13 protein-coding genes and 1 pseudogene are annotated in these 15,774 nt (G+C 55.4%); 5 read left to right on the forward strand and 9 right to left on the reverse strand.

Annotated features, from left to right (window positions below; all coding sequences use genetic code 11):
- The first annotated feature begins 1 nt into the window (after position 1).
- From RCF31_RS13200 to fabY, 3 genes are read left to right on the forward strand one after another with little or no spacing between them, the layout of a single operon-like run.
- Positions 2 to 871 carry a virulence factor BrkB family protein gene (locus tag RCF31_RS13200; RefSeq protein WP_299449157.1) on the forward strand — a complete coding sequence of 290 codons (870 nt, stop codon included), beginning with the start codon at positions 2 to 4 and terminating at the stop codon, positions 869 to 871.
- Positions 868 to 1,305: a D-aminoacyl-tRNA deacylase gene (gene dtd / locus RCF31_RS13205; protein ID WP_416410921.1), complete on the forward strand. Its 438-nt coding sequence runs from the start codon at positions 868 to 870 to the stop codon at positions 1,303 to 1,305. The genes RCF31_RS13200 and dtd overlap by 4 nt, the downstream gene beginning before the upstream one ends.
- A gap of 59 nt (positions 1,306 to 1,364) precedes the next feature.
- Complete coding sequence (gene fabY / locus RCF31_RS13210) at positions 1,365 to 2,312, forward strand: fatty acid biosynthesis protein FabY (protein ID WP_084878029.1); 948 nt, start codon at positions 1,365 to 1,367, stop codon at positions 2,310 to 2,312.
- 40 nt (positions 2,313 to 2,352) lie between these two features.
- Here the strand turns inward: fabY and RCF31_RS13215 are convergent, their stop codons facing one another.
- The 3 genes from RCF31_RS13215 to RCF31_RS13225 form a co-directional block, all read right to left on the reverse strand.
- Complete coding sequence (locus RCF31_RS13215; protein ID WP_299449126.1) at positions 2,353 to 4,035, reverse strand: AsmA family protein; 1,683 nt, start codon at positions 4,033 to 4,035, stop codon at positions 2,353 to 2,355.
- A gap of 119 nt (positions 4,036 to 4,154) precedes the next feature.
- Positions 4,155 to 5,543, reverse strand: coding sequence for a nucleobase:cation symporter-2 family protein (locus RCF31_RS13220; RefSeq protein ID WP_416410924.1), 1,389 nt, complete (start codon positions 5,541 to 5,543; stop codon positions 4,155 to 4,157).
- A gap of 92 nt (positions 5,544 to 5,635) precedes the next feature.
- Positions 5,636 to 6,571, reverse strand: a complete 936-nt coding sequence (locus RCF31_RS13225) for a quinone oxidoreductase family protein (protein ID WP_416410926.1) — start codon at positions 6,569 to 6,571, stop codon at positions 5,636 to 5,638.
- 70 nt (positions 6,572 to 6,641) lie between these two features.
- Here RCF31_RS13225 and RCF31_RS13230 point away from each other — a divergent pair, with 70 nt between their 5' ends.
- Positions 6,642 to 7,127 carry a MarR family winged helix-turn-helix transcriptional regulator gene (locus RCF31_RS13230; RefSeq protein WP_299449120.1) on the forward strand — a complete coding sequence of 162 codons (486 nt, stop codon included), beginning with the start codon at positions 6,642 to 6,644 and terminating at the stop codon, positions 7,125 to 7,127.
- On the opposite strand, the gene recG is transcribed toward RCF31_RS13230, so the two are convergent.
- The 5 genes from recG to gmk are packed head-to-tail and all read right to left on the reverse strand — an operon-like array spanning position 7,124 to position 12,977.
- Positions 7,124 to 9,202 (reverse strand): ATP-dependent DNA helicase RecG, encoded by a 2,079-nt coding sequence (gene recG, locus RCF31_RS13235; protein ID WP_416410928.1) that lies wholly within the window; start codon positions 9,200 to 9,202, stop codon positions 7,124 to 7,126. The two genes, RCF31_RS13230 and recG, sit on opposite strands and share 4 nt — an antisense overlap.
- Complete coding sequence (trmH, locus tag RCF31_RS13240; protein ID WP_084878018.1) at positions 9,199 to 9,894, reverse strand: tRNA (guanosine(18)-2'-O)-methyltransferase TrmH; 696 nt, start codon at positions 9,892 to 9,894, stop codon at positions 9,199 to 9,201. Before trmH ends, recG begins: the two co-directional genes overlap by 4 nt.
- Before the next feature lie 3 nt (positions 9,895 to 9,897).
- On the reverse strand, positions 9,898 to 12,003 hold the full coding sequence (spoT, locus tag RCF31_RS13245; protein ID WP_299449114.1) for a bifunctional GTP diphosphokinase/guanosine-3',5'-bis pyrophosphate 3'-pyrophosphohydrolase: 2,106 nt from the start codon (positions 12,001 to 12,003) through the stop codon (positions 9,898 to 9,900).
- A gap of 20 nt (positions 12,004 to 12,023) precedes the next feature.
- Complete coding sequence (gene rpoZ / locus RCF31_RS13250) at positions 12,024 to 12,299, reverse strand: DNA-directed RNA polymerase subunit omega (protein WP_016191359.1); 276 nt, start codon at positions 12,297 to 12,299, stop codon at positions 12,024 to 12,026.
- Between the two features lie 54 nt (positions 12,300 to 12,353).
- Positions 12,354 to 12,977 carry a guanylate kinase gene (gene gmk, locus RCF31_RS13255; RefSeq protein ID WP_084878013.1) on the reverse strand — a complete coding sequence of 208 codons (624 nt, stop codon included), beginning with the start codon at positions 12,975 to 12,977 and terminating at the stop codon, positions 12,354 to 12,356.
- 240 nt (positions 12,978 to 13,217) lie between these two features.
- Here gmk and ligB point away from each other — a divergent pair.
- Positions 13,218 to 15,020 (forward strand): annotated as a pseudogene (ligB, locus tag RCF31_RS13260) (NAD-dependent DNA ligase LigB).
- On the opposite strand, the gene RCF31_RS13265 reads toward ligB, so the two are convergent.
- The gene (locus tag RCF31_RS13265; protein WP_416410932.1) at positions 14,901 to 15,518 is read right to left on the reverse strand and encodes a trimeric intracellular cation channel family protein; all 618 of its coding nucleotides are present in this window, start codon (positions 15,516 to 15,518) and stop codon (positions 14,901 to 14,903) included. The pseudogene ligB and the gene RCF31_RS13265 overlap by 120 nt on opposite strands.
- Between the last annotated feature and the right edge of the window lie 256 nt (positions 15,519 to 15,774).

A 15,774-nucleotide genomic window follows, 5' to 3' on the forward strand; every position in this document is an offset into this window, starting at 1 on the left:
GATGTGGTTGCGACATCTGCGCCACTCCTCACACGCATTTTTCCTGTGGCTAAAACTGCTGTGGCGGCGCATTGATGAAGACAACATGACGACGCAGGCGGGCAATCTTGCCTACGTCTCTTTGCTGGCGCTGGTGCCTCTGGTGGCGGTGGTGTTTGCGTTATTTGCCGCTTTTCCGGTGTTCTCCGACATCAGCGAGCAGCTGAAAAACTTCATCTTCACCAACTTCGTGCCAGCGGCGGGCAACACCATCCAGCGCTATCTGGAACAGTTCGTCGCCAACGTGAATAAAATGACTGCGGTAGGAGCGGTAAGCCTGATCGTCACGGCGTTGCTATTGATGCATTCGGTCGACAGCGCCCTGAACGTCATCTGGCGCAGTGATAAAAAGCGGCCTGTGGTGTACTCGTTTGCCGTCTACTGGATGATTTTGACCCTTGGGCCGCTACTGGCGGGGGCCAGTCTGGCCATCAGCTCGTATCTGCTGTCGTTGCGCTGGGTGAACGTCTCGGGCGTCAACAGCCTGATAGAGCAGGTGCTGCGCATCTTCCCTTTACTCCTCTCGATTCTCGCCTTCTGGCTGTTGTACAGCATTGTGCCGACGCGCCGTGTCCCTGGACGCGATGCGCTGGTCGGTGCGGTGGTGGCTGGCCTGCTGTTTGAGCTGGGCAAAAAAGGCTTTGCGCTCTATGTTACGATGTTTCCCTCGTATCAGTTAATTTACGGGGTGCTGGCGGTAATCCCTATTCTGTTTCTATGGGTTTACTGGACCTGGTGTATTGTGTTGTTAGGTGCAGAAATCACCGTCACGCTGGATGACTATCGTCAGTTAAAACAGCGGGAACGAGAAAAAGAACGAGAGGAAACATGATTGCTTTGATTCAACGCGTCAGTCGCGCCAGTGTCAGCGTCGACAGCGCGATTGTGGGAGAGATTGGTGCCGGTTTGCTGGTGTTGCTGGGTGTTGAAAAGGGCGACGATGAAAAAAAAGCACAGCGATTGTGCGAGCGCGTTCTGGGTTACCGCATCTTCGGTGACGAGAACGACAAAATGAATCTCAATGTGCAGCAGGCGGGCGGCAGCGTGCTGGTGGTTTCACAATTTACGCTGGCCGCTGACACGCAAAAAGGCATGCGCCCCTCTTTCTCGGGTGGTGCTGAACCGGCGGAAGCCGAGCGCCTCTATGACTATTTCAGTGTGTGCTGCCGTGAGCAGGGCGTGACAACCGCTAATGGCCGCTTTGCTGCCGATATGCAGGTAGCGCTGGTTAACGATGGTCCGGTGACCTTTTGGTTGCAGGTGTGAGATTTTCAGCCGAGCGGCAAGGGATCAGCCACGTAAGCTCCGAACGAGAGAATCACTTTATGTATCATCTTCGCGTACCGCAAACCGCTGAAGAACTGGATATGTACTACCAGTTCCGCTGGGAAATGTTACGTAAACCGTTGCGCCAGCCGCAGGGTTCCGAACGGGATGCCTGGGATGCGCTGGCTCATCATCAGATGGTGGTGGATGAGCAGGGCAAGCCAGTGGCGGTCGGGCGGTTGTATATCAATGCTGAAAATGAAGCGGCTATCCGCTTCCTCGCGGTGCATCCGTCGGTGCAGGGTAAAGGCCTGGGAACGCTGGTGGCGATGACGCTGGAGTCAGTGGCGCGTCAGGAAGGGGCAAAACGCGTGACCTGTAGCGCACGCGAGGATGCCGTCGAATTCTTCGCCAAGCTCGGTTTCGTTAATCAGGGGGAAATTACGGCACCGCAAACCACGCCGGTACGCCATTTCCTGATGATCAAACCGGTGGTGACGCTGGATGATATTCTGCATCGTGCCGACTGGTGCGGGCAATTGCAGCAGGCCTGGTATGAGCATATCCCGCTGAGTGAAAAAATGGGGGTGCGTATCCTGCAATATACCGGGCAGAAGTTTGCCACCACCATGCCAGAAACCGGTAACCAGAACCCGCACCACACCTTGTTTGCCGGTAGCCTGTTCTCGCTGGCCACGCTCACTGGCTGGGGATTGATCTGGTTGCTGCTGCGCGAACGTCATCTGGGCGGCACCATCATTCTTGCTGATGCGCACATCCGTTATAGCAAACCGATCAGTGGACGTCCGGGCGCGATTGCCGATCTTGGCTCGCTCAGTGGCGATCTCGATCGTCTGGCGCGTGGACGTAAAGCGCGGGTGCAGATGGAAGTTGAGCTGTTTGGTGATGAGGAGCTGGGTGCGGTGTTTGAAGGGGTATATATCGTGTTACCCGCCGATCCCCAGGGACCGCTGGAAGAGGGTGGTTCCGGCGCGCGTATTGATTAGTGAAGTCAGGGTAACGGCACGATCGCCGTTACCCCTCGAGTTACGGCTGAACCTGCCCGCCATGCATGGCCTGTTGCACTGACTGGGTATCGGTCGTCACCGACAGAGTACCGTTGACACTCGGGCGTAATGGCGACGTCGCACTCAGTGAACCGTTCACTTGCAGCAGTAAATTACTATTGCCATTCAACGACAGCGCTGGCCAGCCCCAGTTTTCCAGGACATTGGCCGGAACCGCCTGGCCCTTCAGATGCAATGTTAACGGACGCTGCGCCTGCTGGCCGACGGTAGCCGTGCCCTCCAGTAAGCCACTGCCGTTAAAGGCGCTCATCTCGCTGACCTGAATTTGCTGATCGTCCGCGTTAAAGCTAATCGATGGATGGCGTAAATCGGTGCGGTTAAAGGTGGCCTCGGCGGCGTTGAAACTGGCTTTGCCCGCCCAGATGCCCCATTGCTGCTGACGTGCCAGCAACAGGTTTTCGCCGCTGCCGTCGAGCGCCGTCATCTGGAACGGAAACGCCGGATTAATATCAATAATCAGGTTACGGTTGGCCGTTACGCGCTTCAGCAGCACGCTATCAAGCCAGGCCGGTAAACTCTGCTGCCAGCGATCGCGCCAGTTTTGCGGCAGGGTATATTCCAGTCCGGCCACCGCCAGTTCATCCAGGGTCAGGCGTTTATCGTTACGCGTCCAGTTACCGCTGGCACGTATCACACCATTGGCCCAGCGTGAACTGAACTGCGTCAGCGCAATGCCCTGCGGTGAAAAGTTGGCATTGACGATGGGATCATTCAGCTCAAAGGTACCGTTAATAAAGTTTCCGGCATTCATCGCCAGCGAGCCATCATCACTCTGCCAGTCATTACCGCGCCAGGTCAGGTTTTTCAGGGTTAAATCGAGGTCAGTTACCGCCCAGTCTGGCCCCTGCAAGCGCGCGTCGGTCATATCGAGGCGATTAATCGTCACCGATGGCACATCGCTGATAGGGTTGAGGAAATCGAGCAGGTCTTTATGGGTTTGCAGGCGGATATCATTGAGGCGCAGTTGGTTAATTTTCCAGTTGCCCTGCGCATCGCGCTCCGCATCACCGGTCATTGAGCCGCGTGCCAGATCGGCACCAATATTACTCAGCACCAGGCGGCGCTGTGCCACATTCCCCTGCAACAGCACATTATTACCGCGTACGCCGTCCAGCGTCATTTCACCGGCACTCATCTGGAATTGTGCGTCGCTGCCGAGCATATCGCTGGCCGTTGGCTTCCACGGTACAACGCCACCGTTTACCTTGCGGGCAAACATTGGCAGGGCACTGCGTGGGCTGTCGATACGCATATTATTGAGTTGCAGGCGATCGGCTTGCACCGGCAACGCGTTATCCGGGGTCAGGTTCGCCAGGTTAACTTCACCATCACGCAATTCAATGCTACTAAAGTGTAGAGGATCGCTAAACTGCACCAGCGCCAGACCGAGATCGACGTGGCTGGCGACCAGCACCGCAGGCTGACCATCGTGACCAAAGCTAAAGTCATCAAGGATGATGTGCGAAGGCGCAGAGAAGTTATGTTCGATTTTGCTGAGGGAAAGATGCCAGTCGGTTTTGTCGCTCACCCAACGGCTAAACCAGCCTGCACCCCACTGTGTTTGCAGCAACACATACAGGATGACAAAGGCCAGCAGAATTAGCAGCAGTAAGGTAAGGAAAAACTTTCCAAGAAATTTCATCGCATCCATCCCGATCTTTTATCCGGTAAGATGCTGTTATGCCTGAATTACCGTTGCAGCTCAACAGCCTGGATGTAAAAGCGGATAAATATCAGGCAGGCATCAGCCTGCCCGGAAGATTACTTTTCCTGTGGGAAGATAAGGTTAAGCACGATAGCGGTGATGCCGCCAGCGGCAATACCCGAGGAAAGCAGGGTTTTCAGCCAGTCCGGTGCGAACTGCAGAATCAATGGCTGCTGCGAAACGCCCAGACCTACCGCCAGTGACAGCGCGAGAATCATAATGGCGCGACGGTTCAGCGGTTCGCGGGAAACGATGCGCACACCTGATGCGGCAATCGTACCAAACATCACAATGGTCGCGCCGCCCAGTACCGGTTCAGGGATGTGTTGCACAAAGCCGCTGACCGCCGGGAACAGACCAAGCACAATCAACATCAGTGCGACCACAAAGCCAACATAACGGCTGGCAACACCGGTCAGCTGAATCACGCCATTGTTCTGGCCGAAGCAGGAGTTTGGAAACGTATTGAACAATGCCGATACAAAAGAGTTGAGGCCATTCGCCAGTACGCCGCCTTTCAGACGCTTCATGTACAGCGGGCCGCTCACCGGCTGTTCAGAAACATCGGAGGTGGCGGTGATATCGCCGATGGTTTCCAGTGAGGTCACCATAAATACCAGCATCAACGGAATCAGCAGATTCCAGTCGAAACCGAGTCCGTAGTAAAGCGGAGACGGCACCGAAACCAGCGCCTGATTGGCTGGCGTGGTATTTTCCGGCAGCATACCCAGTGCCCACGCCAGCAGGTAGCCTACCGCCATGGCAATCACCAGTGAAGCGACTCGCAGATACGGATTACGCTGGCGATTCAACAGAATAATCACCAACAGCACCACGCCTGCCAGCAACAGGTTTTTTGGTGCGCCGAAGCTATGGTCGTTCATCGCCGCAAAGCCACCGCCGATAGAGGTTAACCCCACCTGAATCAGCGACAGGCCGATGATCATCACCACAATGCCCGATACCAGTGGTGTAATAATGCGACGCGCCAGATGCAGCACGCGCGACAGTACCATCTCGGTACAGGAGGCCACCATCAGGGTACCGAACAGCGCGGCCATCATGGTGGGCACATCGGCTCCGCCATTTTTCAGCGCCATGCCACCCATAATCAGCGGGGTAACAAAGTTAAAACTGGTGCCCTGAATCGACAGCAGGCCCGATCCGACCGGTCCCCAGGTTTTGATTTGCAGCACTGACGCCACGCCAGAGGCGAACAGCGACATGCTGATAATGTGCTGCGTATCCTGCGCGGGCAAACCCAGCGCCTGGCAAATCAGCAAGGCAGGGGTAATCACCGCGACAAACATCGCCAGCAGATGCTGACAGGCAGCAAACAGCGTTTGCGGCAACGGTGGGCGGTCTTCAAGACGATAAATCAGTTCACTTTTTGCCGCGGTTGCGACACTGGCAGGCTGGCGGGATTCAGCGGTATTGACGGACATGGTGGACGTTCTCAATCACAACAAAGGGGCGATTTTAAACCGATGCAGAATGAAAGCAAACGTTTGCAATGCCCCTTTTCACTTCCCGATCGTCAGAGGGTAAATACCGTGCGGCAGCGGCTGTCATCTTCACGCCATGCGTCGTGCACTTCACTCAACGGGCGCATCTGGAATGGAATGGAGAAATCGCTCTGCGCGGCTGCGGCCAGCAACTCGCCGATACAGGCCACCAGTTCTGAGTCGGACACGCTGCCAAGGCCGCTCCCCATCAGAGTCAGCCCTGATGAACGCAGTAATTTGCTATGCAGTGGGATCTCCTGACCGCTCAACGAGCCAATCTGCACAAAACGCACCACCTTCTCACCACCGGCAACGGCCGCCTGCATGATATCGAGTGCGCTCTGGCCCCACAGATAATCCAGCACCACATCAATGCCCTCTGCCATCAGTGCTGGCAATGCTGCTGGTAATGAATCCAGCGTCAGGGTGATATCCGCTCCCTGGGCGCGCAGCTGTTCCAGCACTTCACGGTTGCGTCCGGTGGCGATGATTTTTCCGGCTCCCAAATGGCGAGCAATACGCACCGCCAGTCCGCCTGAGGTTCCTGTCGCCCCGTTGATCAGCACCGTCTCACCCTGAGCAAGCTGCGCCCGACGCGTTAAGGCGGCCCAGGAAGACATACCCGGGTTGGCGAGAGCTGCGGCCAGCACCGTATCCAGGGTCTCCTGTAGCGGGATGATACTTCCGGCTGGCACCTGCGTTCTTTCTGCCATGCTGCCCCAGGGGGCATTAAACGCGAGAAAATAGACCGGGTCACCATTGCTGAGGTAACCGGTACCATCAATACCGGTGATAAAGGGATACTGCATGGCTGAGCTGTAGTGAGTTCCTGCGGCACGCGATTTGGCCAGCTGGCTGATCGCGGCGGCTTTGACTGTCACCACAACCTGGTTTTCATCAGCCTGAGGTTCAGGAAAATCACCGTATACCGGCAGTTCACCCGCCGCAGAAACAATGGCTGCTTTCATGTTTTCACCTTCAGTTAATCGGAATATATGTGTATTATGCACACATTATATCTGCTTCGGGATGACGTCAATGGAAAGTGTGCAAAATACACATAATAGTGCAGCCTTCGATGATCTGCATAATGCGCTGCTGACAATTGTTGGCACCTTCAATCGCCCGCAACGCGATGAATTATTAATAAAAGAATCAAATATTCAGTTGGATAGGGCGTTGTTCCCGTTACTGGTTCAGATTGGTCGCTTCGGTCCGATTGGTGTGGTGGAACTGGCTGATCGGGTTGGCCGTGACTACACCACGGTAAGCCGTCAGGTGGCGAAGCTTGAGGAGATCGGACTGGCACAGCGGCAGAAAAGCGCAAAAGACAAGCGTGTGAATGAAGCGGCCATCACGGCAGCAGGGAAAGCGATGACCGATAAAATCGATGCGGCGCGTGCGAAAATTTACGGTGATGTGTTTCAGGCATGGCAGGACGATGAACGTGCTGAACTGGCGCGATTGTTGAGCAAGTTCGTTGCCGATTTCACCACGCTGGACCGTGGCAAAAATGCGGGTTAAGCGTTGCTGTAGCGCTCGGTTTCCGGCAGCCAGCGTTCAATCAGTGCCTGAGCCTGCTCAGGATAATGCTGGTGGATATGACGTGCTACGCGCTGAACTTCGGGGATCATGCTTTGATCGCGCAGTAAGTCGGCCACTTTGAATTCGGCATTACCGGTTTGCCGTGTGCCGAGCAGTTCGCCGGGGCCGCGAATCTCCAGGTCATGCTGGGCGATCACGAAACCATCGTTGCTGTCACGCAGCACCTGCAAACGCTTCTGTGCCGTTTTGCTAAGCGGTGCTTTGTACAGCAGCACGCAATGGGAGGCGACAGCACCACGCCCGACACGTCCGCGTAGCTGGTGCAGCTGTGCCAGACCGAGGCGTTCCGGGTTTTCGATAATCATCAGGCTGGCATTAGGGACATCCACCCCAACTTCAATCACCGTTGTGGCCACCAGCAACTGGATCTCATTGGCTTTGAACGCCTGCATCACGGCCTGCTTCTCAGCCGGTTTCATGCGGCCATGAACCAGACCAACCTGCAAGCCTGGCAGCGCGACTTTCAGCTCCTGCCAGGTGGCTTCAGCAGCCTGCGCTTCCAGCAGATCGGACTCTTCAATCAGCGTACAAACCCAATACGCCTGTCGGCCTTCATGGCAGGCGCTCTGAACGCGTTCGATGATCTCACTACGACGGCTGTCCGGAATGGCGACAGTGGTGACCGGCGTACGGCCTGGTGGCAGTTCGTCAATCGTTGACGTGTCGAGATCGGCATAGGCTGTCATTGCCAGGGTGCGCGGAATGGGGGTGGCGGTCATGATCAGCTGGTGCGGATGAAAACCCTGCTCCTCGCCTTTTTCCCACAGCGCCAGACGCTGGTGGACGCCAAAGCGGTGTTGTTCATCAATGATCACCAACGCCATGCCGCTGAACTGGACCTGCTCCTGAAACAGCGCATGTGTACCCACCACCATGGCTACCTGGCCGCTGGCAATCGCCTCCTGCTGCGCCTGTCGCGCCTTGCCTTTTTGCTTGCCCGCCAGCCAGCCCACTTCAATACCCAGTGGCGCAAACCACTGGCGGAAGTTATTGGCGTGTTGCTCAGCCAGCAACTCGGTGGGTGCCATCAGCGCCACCTGCTTGCCATAAGCGATCACATTCAGCGCTGCCAGTGCTGCGACCAGGGTTTTACCCGATCCAACATCGCCCTGTACCAGACGCATCATCGGGAAATCGTGGGCCAGATCGCGTTCAATTTCTGCCACCACCCTCTGCTGCGCACCGGTTGGGGAGAAGGGGAGTGCGGCAAGCAGCTTGTCCACCAGTTGATGATTGGCGGGTAGCGGCAGCGCGTGATGACGTTGCGCGCCAGCGCGCACCGCCAGCATGCTGAGGTTATGTGCCAGCAATTCTTCCAGAATCAGACGACGTTGTGCAGGATGACGCCCCGTTTCCAGCTCGCTCAGACGCAAATCCGGCGGTGGGCGATGTAGCGTGCGCAAGGCATCTGGCAGACTGATGAGTCCACCACTGAGTTCCGGCGGCAGTAACTCGGCAATGGGGCAGCTTTCCAGCAACGTTAACGCCTGGTCGGTCAGATTGCGCAGTGTCGCCTGGCGAATGCCTTCGGTGGTGGGATAAACCGGCGTCAGGGTTTCCTGCAATTCCACGCCGCTGTGTTCACCCTGGATGCGATATTCGGGATGGATAATCTCCGCGCCGCGCTGACCCCGTTTGATCTCACCATAAGCCGTGACGCGGCGGCCCGGTGCCAGGCTGTTTTTCATCCCGGCGTTGAAATTGAAGAAGCGCATGGTCAGCACGCCGCTGCCATCACTGATTTGGCACACCAGCATACGACGACGGCCAAAGGTGATCTCGCTGTGCAGCACTTCACCTTCCACCGTGGCCCAGATGCCCGGCAGCAGGTCATTAATACGGTAGAGTTGGGTACGATCTTCGTAACGCAGAGGCAGGTGTAGCAACAGATCCTGGATGGTAAACAGGCCAATTTTGGCCAGTTTCGCCGCCTGGCTGGCGCCGACGCCGGTCAGGGTACTGAGCGGGATGGCATCCAGCAGACGGCCTTTCATTTTTTACCCGTCGCTTGCATGGTCGCCCACCACTCTGCATCGGCTTCGACTTCGCCTGCATCGTTGATATGCGGATAGGGCAATCTTTTTTGCTTTGCCACGCGCGCCAGCACCGGATAGCCACCTTCAAACAGCAAACGCTGCTGTTCCTCTTCATCCAGCAAACTATAAGTACGCTGGTACATCCCGGCATTTTGCCGTTGACGCTGTGCTTCATACAGAATCAACGCTGAAGCCACCGATACGTTTAGCGACTGCACCATGCCGACCATCGGGATAATGATGTCCTGATCGGCCAGCGCCAGGGCTTCTGCGGTGATACCGGTTTTTTCCTGACCCATCAGAATACAGGTAGGTAGCGTGTAATCGATCTCGCGAAAATCTACCGCTTTGGCGGACAGATTGGTCGCCAGCACCTGCATTTTTTGTTCTTTAAGATGAGAGACCGCTTCGGCGATGTTACGGTGAGTTTTCACCTTCACCCAGCTGTTGCTGCCTGCGGAAGCTGACACCATGGTACGCATACGCACGCTGGGCCAGACCGCATGCACTTCATGGATACCCACGGCATCGGCGGTACGGATCACCGCCGAGACGTTGTGTGGCTTATGCACCTGTTCCATGCAGACGGTGAGATCGTGCTGGCGCAGGGCCAGCATCTCGCGAATACGAGCAAAACGTTGAGCGTTCATGCACTAATTACGGTTTCGGTGAACTTTAATCACATCCGGCATTACGCGGATTTTACGCATAATGTTAGCCAGATGGACGCGATCCTGTGCGGTCAGGCGGATAAAGGCGCTATACACGCGACCGTCTCGTTCTTCGGTATTGAGGCTTTGAATGTTGGAACCGGCAGTGTTGATCGCCGCAGTCAGGTTAGCCAGCGCGCCTTGATGGTTGAACATATCCACCTTAATTTCGGCGACAAATTCCTGATCGGTCACTTTATCCCATTCAACCGGCATGAATTTCTCCGGTTCTTTCTGGTAACCGCGAATATTACGGCAGGATTCGTGATGCACCACCAGTCCTTTACCCGGACTGACGTGTGCGACGATCGGATCGCCAGGAATCGGGCGGCAGCATTTCGCGAAGGTGATCAGCACGCCGTCAGCGCCTTTAATCGGCAGCTTCTTACGTTTACTGTTGCTGACCGGTTCGGCACCCGATTGCAGCAGATTTTTCGCCACAACGACGCTCATGGCGTTACCGAGGCCAATTTCCGCCAGCAAATCATCGAAGCTGGTCAGCTTCATACGCTCCAGTTCCTGCTGAATATTCTCCGCAGGAATTTCGGCCAGTTTGCGGCTGCCTCCCAGCGCGTGGCTGAGCAGGCGGCGACCCAGGTTGACTGAATCCTCACGCTTGAGGTTTTTCAGCAACTGACGAATCTTGGCACGGGCTTTGGAGCTGACGACAAAATTGAGCCAGGCCGCATTAGGGCGAGCGCCTGGCGCAGTAATGATTTCGACAGTCTGGCCGCTGGTCAGCGCTTGTGACAGCGGGTATGGCTGACGGTCAACACGTGCGCCGACGCAGGCATGGCCGATATCGGTATGCACGGCATAGGCAAAGTCGACCGGTGTCGCACCTGCCGGCAATTCGACAATGCGACCTTCGGGCGTAAATACATAGATCTCATCCGGGAAGAGATCCGATTTCACGCTTTCAATAAATTCGAAGGAGCTTCCCGCGCTCTGTTGCAGCTCCAGCAAGCTTTGCAGCCAGCGCTGAGCACGCACCTGCGCGGTGGTGCCACTTTCACCGGCCTGTTTATAGGCCCAGTGTGCAGCAACCCCCATTTCCGCCATCTGATCCATATCTTCCGTACGGATTTGTACCTCAACCGGCACGCCGTGCGGGCCAATCATTGAAGTATGTAACGATTGATAGCCGTTAGCCTTGGGGATTGCGATGTAATCTTTGACGCGTCCAGGACGCGGTTTGTACAGACTGTGCATCTGACCGAGCACGCGATAACAGGTATCTAAATCTTTCACGATAACGCGGAAGGCGTAAATATCCATGATCGAGTGAAATCGCTGCTCTTTCAGGTGCATTTTGCGGTAAATCGAATAGAGATGTTTCTCACGACCACTGACGCGACAGGGAATCCCCGCCTCCTGCAGACGGCCATCGATTTCAGAAAGGATCTTCTGAATCATCTCTTTACGGTTACCACGCGCCGCTTTAACCACCTCTTTGATGACCCGATAGCGGTTCGGGTGCAACGCTTCAAAACCCAACTCCTCCAGCTCAGTTTTCAGATGATGAATACCGAGACGGTGGGCCAGAGGGCTATAAATTTCGAGGGTTTCCCGGGCAATACGACGGCGTTTATCCGGTCGCAGTGCGCCGAGCGTGCGCATATTGTGGGTGCGGTCAGCCAGTTTGATCAGAATGACGCGGATATCCTGCACCATTGCCATGATCATTTTGCGGAAGTTTTCAGCCTGGGCTTCTTTCTTGTCGCGGAACTTCAGCTTATCGAGTTTTGATACGCCTTCCACCAGCTCGGCAACGCTTTTGCCAAACAGCTGTTCCATATCCTGGTAAGTGGCAGGGGTATCTTCGATAACATCGTGCAGTAATGCCGCCATCAACGTTTCGTGGTCGAGTTTCATCTCGGCCAGAATGCAGGCAACGGCAACAGGATGGGTGATATAAGGCTCACCGCTGGAACGAGTTTGTCCCTCGTGAGCATCACGTGCGACAAGATAAGCTTGCCTGAGGCGCTTGATCTGCTCCTCGGGCAAGTATTTTTCAATCAGTTGATTGAGGCTTTCAAACAGATACAAGGTTGACCTGCAGAGTGCTGTTAACGACGACCTTCAGCGATAGCGGTAACGGCTTGTAACTCAGCGGCTTCCTGCTCTTGCTGTTCCTGACGATCACGGACATCCAGAATCTGGTTAGTGATCAGGCCTTCTTCGATTTCGCGCAGGGCGATAACGGTGGATTTATCGTTCTCTTCCGGAACAAGCGGATCTTTGCCGCCTACCTGCATCTGACGTGCACGACGTGCAGCGACCAACACCAGGTCAAAACGGTTACCAATTTTCTCTACTGCGTCCTGAACGGTTACGCGTGCCATAGGTGTGCTACTCCACAGATGAAGAAATGACTGGGCATAATACTGAAAGTGAATTCAGACTGCCAATAGTTTGCTGATTAAAGCATCATGTCGCGATTTCTGGCGACTCATACGCAGACGTTCTGCGCGAATAATGGTTTTCAGATCGGACAGCGCCAGATCGAAATCATCATTCACAATTAAATAATCGTATTCGGCATAGTGGCTCATTTCAGCCACGGCCTGTGCCATACGGCGGGCAATAACCTCTTCGCTATCCTGGCCGCGGCCACGCAGGCGGCGATCCAGTTCCTCGGTTGAGGGGGGCAACACAAAAATGCTGCGTGCAGCAGGCATTTTCTTGCGGATTTGCTGTGCACCCTGCCAGTCGATATCGAGAAACACGTCAACACCGGTTGCCAGCACTCGCTCAATGGCGGCGCGTGAGGTGCCGTAATAGTTGCCAAATACTTCCGCATGCTCAAGGAAGGCATCCTCGGCAATCATGGCTTCAAATTCCGGTTTCGATACGAAAAAGTAATGTTCACCATGAGCTTCACCGGGACGCACGCCACGGGTGGTATGGGAAACAGACACTTGCGTATCGTACAACGGCTGTGTCTTTAACAGCGCCTGAATCAGGCTGGATTTACCCGCACCGCTGGGGGCGGAAACAATATAGAGCGTGCCTTGAGCCATGGTTATCTTGAATTGAGTAAAGAGCGGAGTCGATTTCCTGCACAGTATACACGGCTTACGCCTGCCACGCAGCGTTTGCCGCTGCGTCTGGCGCATTTCTTTTTTGTGAGACGGCACCAGGACTATTGTTCATCGCTGTAAGCGGATAAAAAAACGGCGGAGTGTCACCTCCATAATCCGTTTTCAGCGCTGGCAGGCAAACGCGTCATGCTCTCCAATGGCGAAAAAAGGAGAGCAAAAATGAAAGGATACAGCGTCTGGTTGTTGTGGCTATTCAGCGCGGGATTGTCGGCTCAGGCGGTTTGCCCCGGCTGGTCGCCGGTGCGTGCCGGGCAGGAGATGTCCCGGTTACAAACCCAATTGCGCCACTGGGATGATGCGTATTACCGGCAGGGACAAAATCTGGTCAGTGATGCCGATTACGACAGTTTGCAGCAACGATTACAGAGCTGGCAGCACTGTTTCACATCCTCTCAGGACGCTTATGTTGCCCACCCCACAACGGATGGCAGTACGCAGCATCAGGTGGCGCACACCGGCTTACGCAAACTGCGTGACAAGCGAGCCGTTGTTGACTGGATGCAGGGTAAGTCCGATCTGTGGGTGCAACCAAAGGTTGATGGTGTGGCTATCACCCTGGTTTATCGGCAGGGACAGTTGGTATCGATGGTGAGCCGGGGAGATGGCTGGCGAGGTGAAGACTGGCATGAGAAGGCCACACAGATTCCGGCCATTCCTCAACACATCAACACGACGCAGGAAGAGGTAGTGCTGCAGGGGGAATTGTTCCTGCAAATGAACGATCATCAACAGGCGCGTGACGGCGGCAGAAATGCCCGTGCGCAGGTTGCGGGCGCGATGATGCGTCGCGAAACAAGTCCGCTACTGGCTCAGCTGGGTGTTTTTGTCTGGGCCTGGCCGGATGGCCCGGCAACCATGGAGGAACGGCTGACGCAATTATCGCGCTGGGGATTTGGTCTGTCGCAGCGCTGGAGCGAACCTGTCCATGATGAGGACGATGTCGAAAGCTGGCGTGACCGCTGGTTTCACGGGGCGTTGCCGTTCGTGACGGATGGTATTGTGATCCACCAGTCACCTGGCCGCAGGGGGCGAGACTGGCAACCTGGGATGGGGGACTGGTCTGCGGCGTGGAAGTATCAACCTGCAGAGGTCAGTAGTGAAGTCCGCTCCGTGGAGTTCAACGTCGGACGTACCGGGAAAATCGCGGTAGTACTAAACCTTATCCCGGTACAGCTGGATGATAAAACCGTACGCCGGGTCAATCTCGGGTCGCTGCGACGCTGGCGCGAGCTGGATGTGATTGCAGGAGATCAGGTCACACTGACTCTCGCCGGGTTGGGTATTCCACGTATCGAACGAGTGATATGGCGCGTGGCGCAGCGTGAGTATCCGCCAGCGCCGCAAAGCGGGTAGTTTAACCAACTTACATGTCTGACATTGAATACATCCTGCCGTGCGCAATTCCTTTCGCGTCTGAGCTGGCTCGGCGAGAAATCTGTATTGAATATTCATGGTGTACATCGCAGCAGCTGGCAACGTCTGATGGACAGTGGAACTATCACGCATCTGTTTTCCTGGCTGGACCTCACGCCAGAACAAATTTCTCAGGTGGCGGGGATTTCAGCGGCACGCGCACAGCAAATCTGGCACCGTTTTAATCTGACGCGACATCAACCTCTGCGCAGATGGGTGATTGCACTGGGTTTACCGATACCCCGTGCGGCATTGCAGGCTATGCCCGACAGTCAGTGGCAGCAGTTACAGGAGCGAACGGCTGAGAGCTGGCAACAATTACCAGGTATAGGCAGCACTCTGGCACAGCGGCTGGTGGCGATGCTACAGGATCAACACCTGCAGCAACTCATTACTTTCCTGCAGCAACAGGACATCCCCGCAGGTGCGTCAATGATCGGGGTGGGGGTAGTTGAAAATGGGCAAGCCGAGACGGAAACGCAGCGCCAGCAGGCGAGCGATAAAACCAAACAACAGGGTGATGATCACCACCACCTCATTCGCCAGTGAGGTTTTCAGCAGCAGGATATAGAGCCAGCCAGAAGCGAACGCGATACCGGCATACAGCTCTTTCTGGAACACCAGCGGAATGCGGTTGCAGAACATATCGCGCAGTACGCCGCCAAATACTCCGGTAATCACCGCGCTGATGGCGGCAATTACCGCGGCATGGCCGCCGTCCAGCGCCACCTGAGCACCAATGATGGAAAAGACCACCAGGCCCAGTGCATCCAGTACCAGAAAAGCTTTACGCAGGTGATTCATCAGTGGGGCCACCACCGTCGTCACCACGGCAGCAGCGGCCACAATCATGATGTATTCGGGATCCTTGACCCAACCCAGCGGATAATGGCCGAGCAGGATATCGCGTACTGAACCGCCACCGATGGCTGTGACGGAGGCGATAATAATGACACCAAACAGGTCCATTTTTCGCCTGCCCGCCGCCAGCGCGCCGGTCATCGCTTCGGCGGTGATACCAATAATGTAGAGAACGGTTAACAGCATAGAGCACTCCAGATGATTGGCGGCAAGGCTAAAGATTTCCCAGAGTGTAGACCACTGAGATTTTCTAAAACAGCCTCATCGGATTAGCTTATTTGATAATGGTAGCGTGATTGGGCTTATTTTTTGGGGTTAGATGAGAGGTGGTTTCATATTCGCATTATAAAAAATGATGCGAATTTCGAATTCTGAAGCAGGGGGAATGGTGATTGTCGGCCTTTGCCTGAGTGGTTATGAGGAAAAGTGGTGGCAGAGAGAA

The organism is Pantoea sp. App145 (assembly GCF_047947045.1).
In the GTDB taxonomy this organism is placed as follows: domain Bacteria; phylum Pseudomonadota; class Gammaproteobacteria; order Enterobacterales; family Enterobacteriaceae; genus Pantoea.

Coding starts and splice junctions, on each gene's coding strand:
- RCF31_RS13230 (WP_299449120.1), top strand. CDS start 6,642: ATGGAAAGTGTGCAAAATACACATAATAGTGCAGCCTTCGATGATCTG.
- trmH (WP_084878018.1), bottom strand. CDS start 9,894: ATGAACGCTCAACGTTTTGCTCGTATTCGCGAGATGCTGGCCCTGCGC.
- recG (WP_416410928.1), bottom strand. CDS start 9,202: ATGAAAGGCCGTCTGCTGGATGCCATCCCGCTCAGTACCCTGACCGGC.
- RCF31_RS13220 (WP_416410924.1), bottom strand. CDS start 5,543: ATGTCCGTCAATACCGCTGAATCCCGCCAGCCTGCCAGTGTCGCAACC.
- RCF31_RS13225 (WP_416410926.1), bottom strand. CDS start 6,571: ATGAAAGCAGCCATTGTTTCTGCGGCGGGTGAACTGCCGGTATACGGT.
- RCF31_RS13215 (WP_299449126.1), bottom strand. CDS start 4,035: ATGAAATTTCTTGGAAAGTTTTTCCTTACCTTACTGCTGCTAATTCTG.
- gmk (WP_084878013.1), bottom strand. CDS start 12,977: ATGGCTCAAGGCACGCTCTATATTGTTTCCGCCCCCAGCGGTGCGGGT.
- rpoZ (WP_016191359.1), bottom strand. CDS start 12,299: ATGGCACGCGTAACCGTTCAGGACGCAGTAGAGAAAATTGGTAACCGT.
- RCF31_RS13200 (WP_299449157.1), top strand. CDS start 2: ATGTGGTTGCGACATCTGCGCCACTCCTCACACGCATTTTTCCTGTGG.
- RCF31_RS13265 (WP_416410932.1), bottom strand. CDS start 15,518: ATGCTGTTAACCGTTCTCTACATTATTGGTATCACCGCCGAAGCGATG.
- dtd (WP_416410921.1), top strand. CDS start 868: ATGATTGCTTTGATTCAACGCGTCAGTCGCGCCAGTGTCAGCGTCGAC.
- fabY (WP_084878029.1), top strand. CDS start 1,365: ATGTATCATCTTCGCGTACCGCAAACCGCTGAAGAACTGGATATGTAC.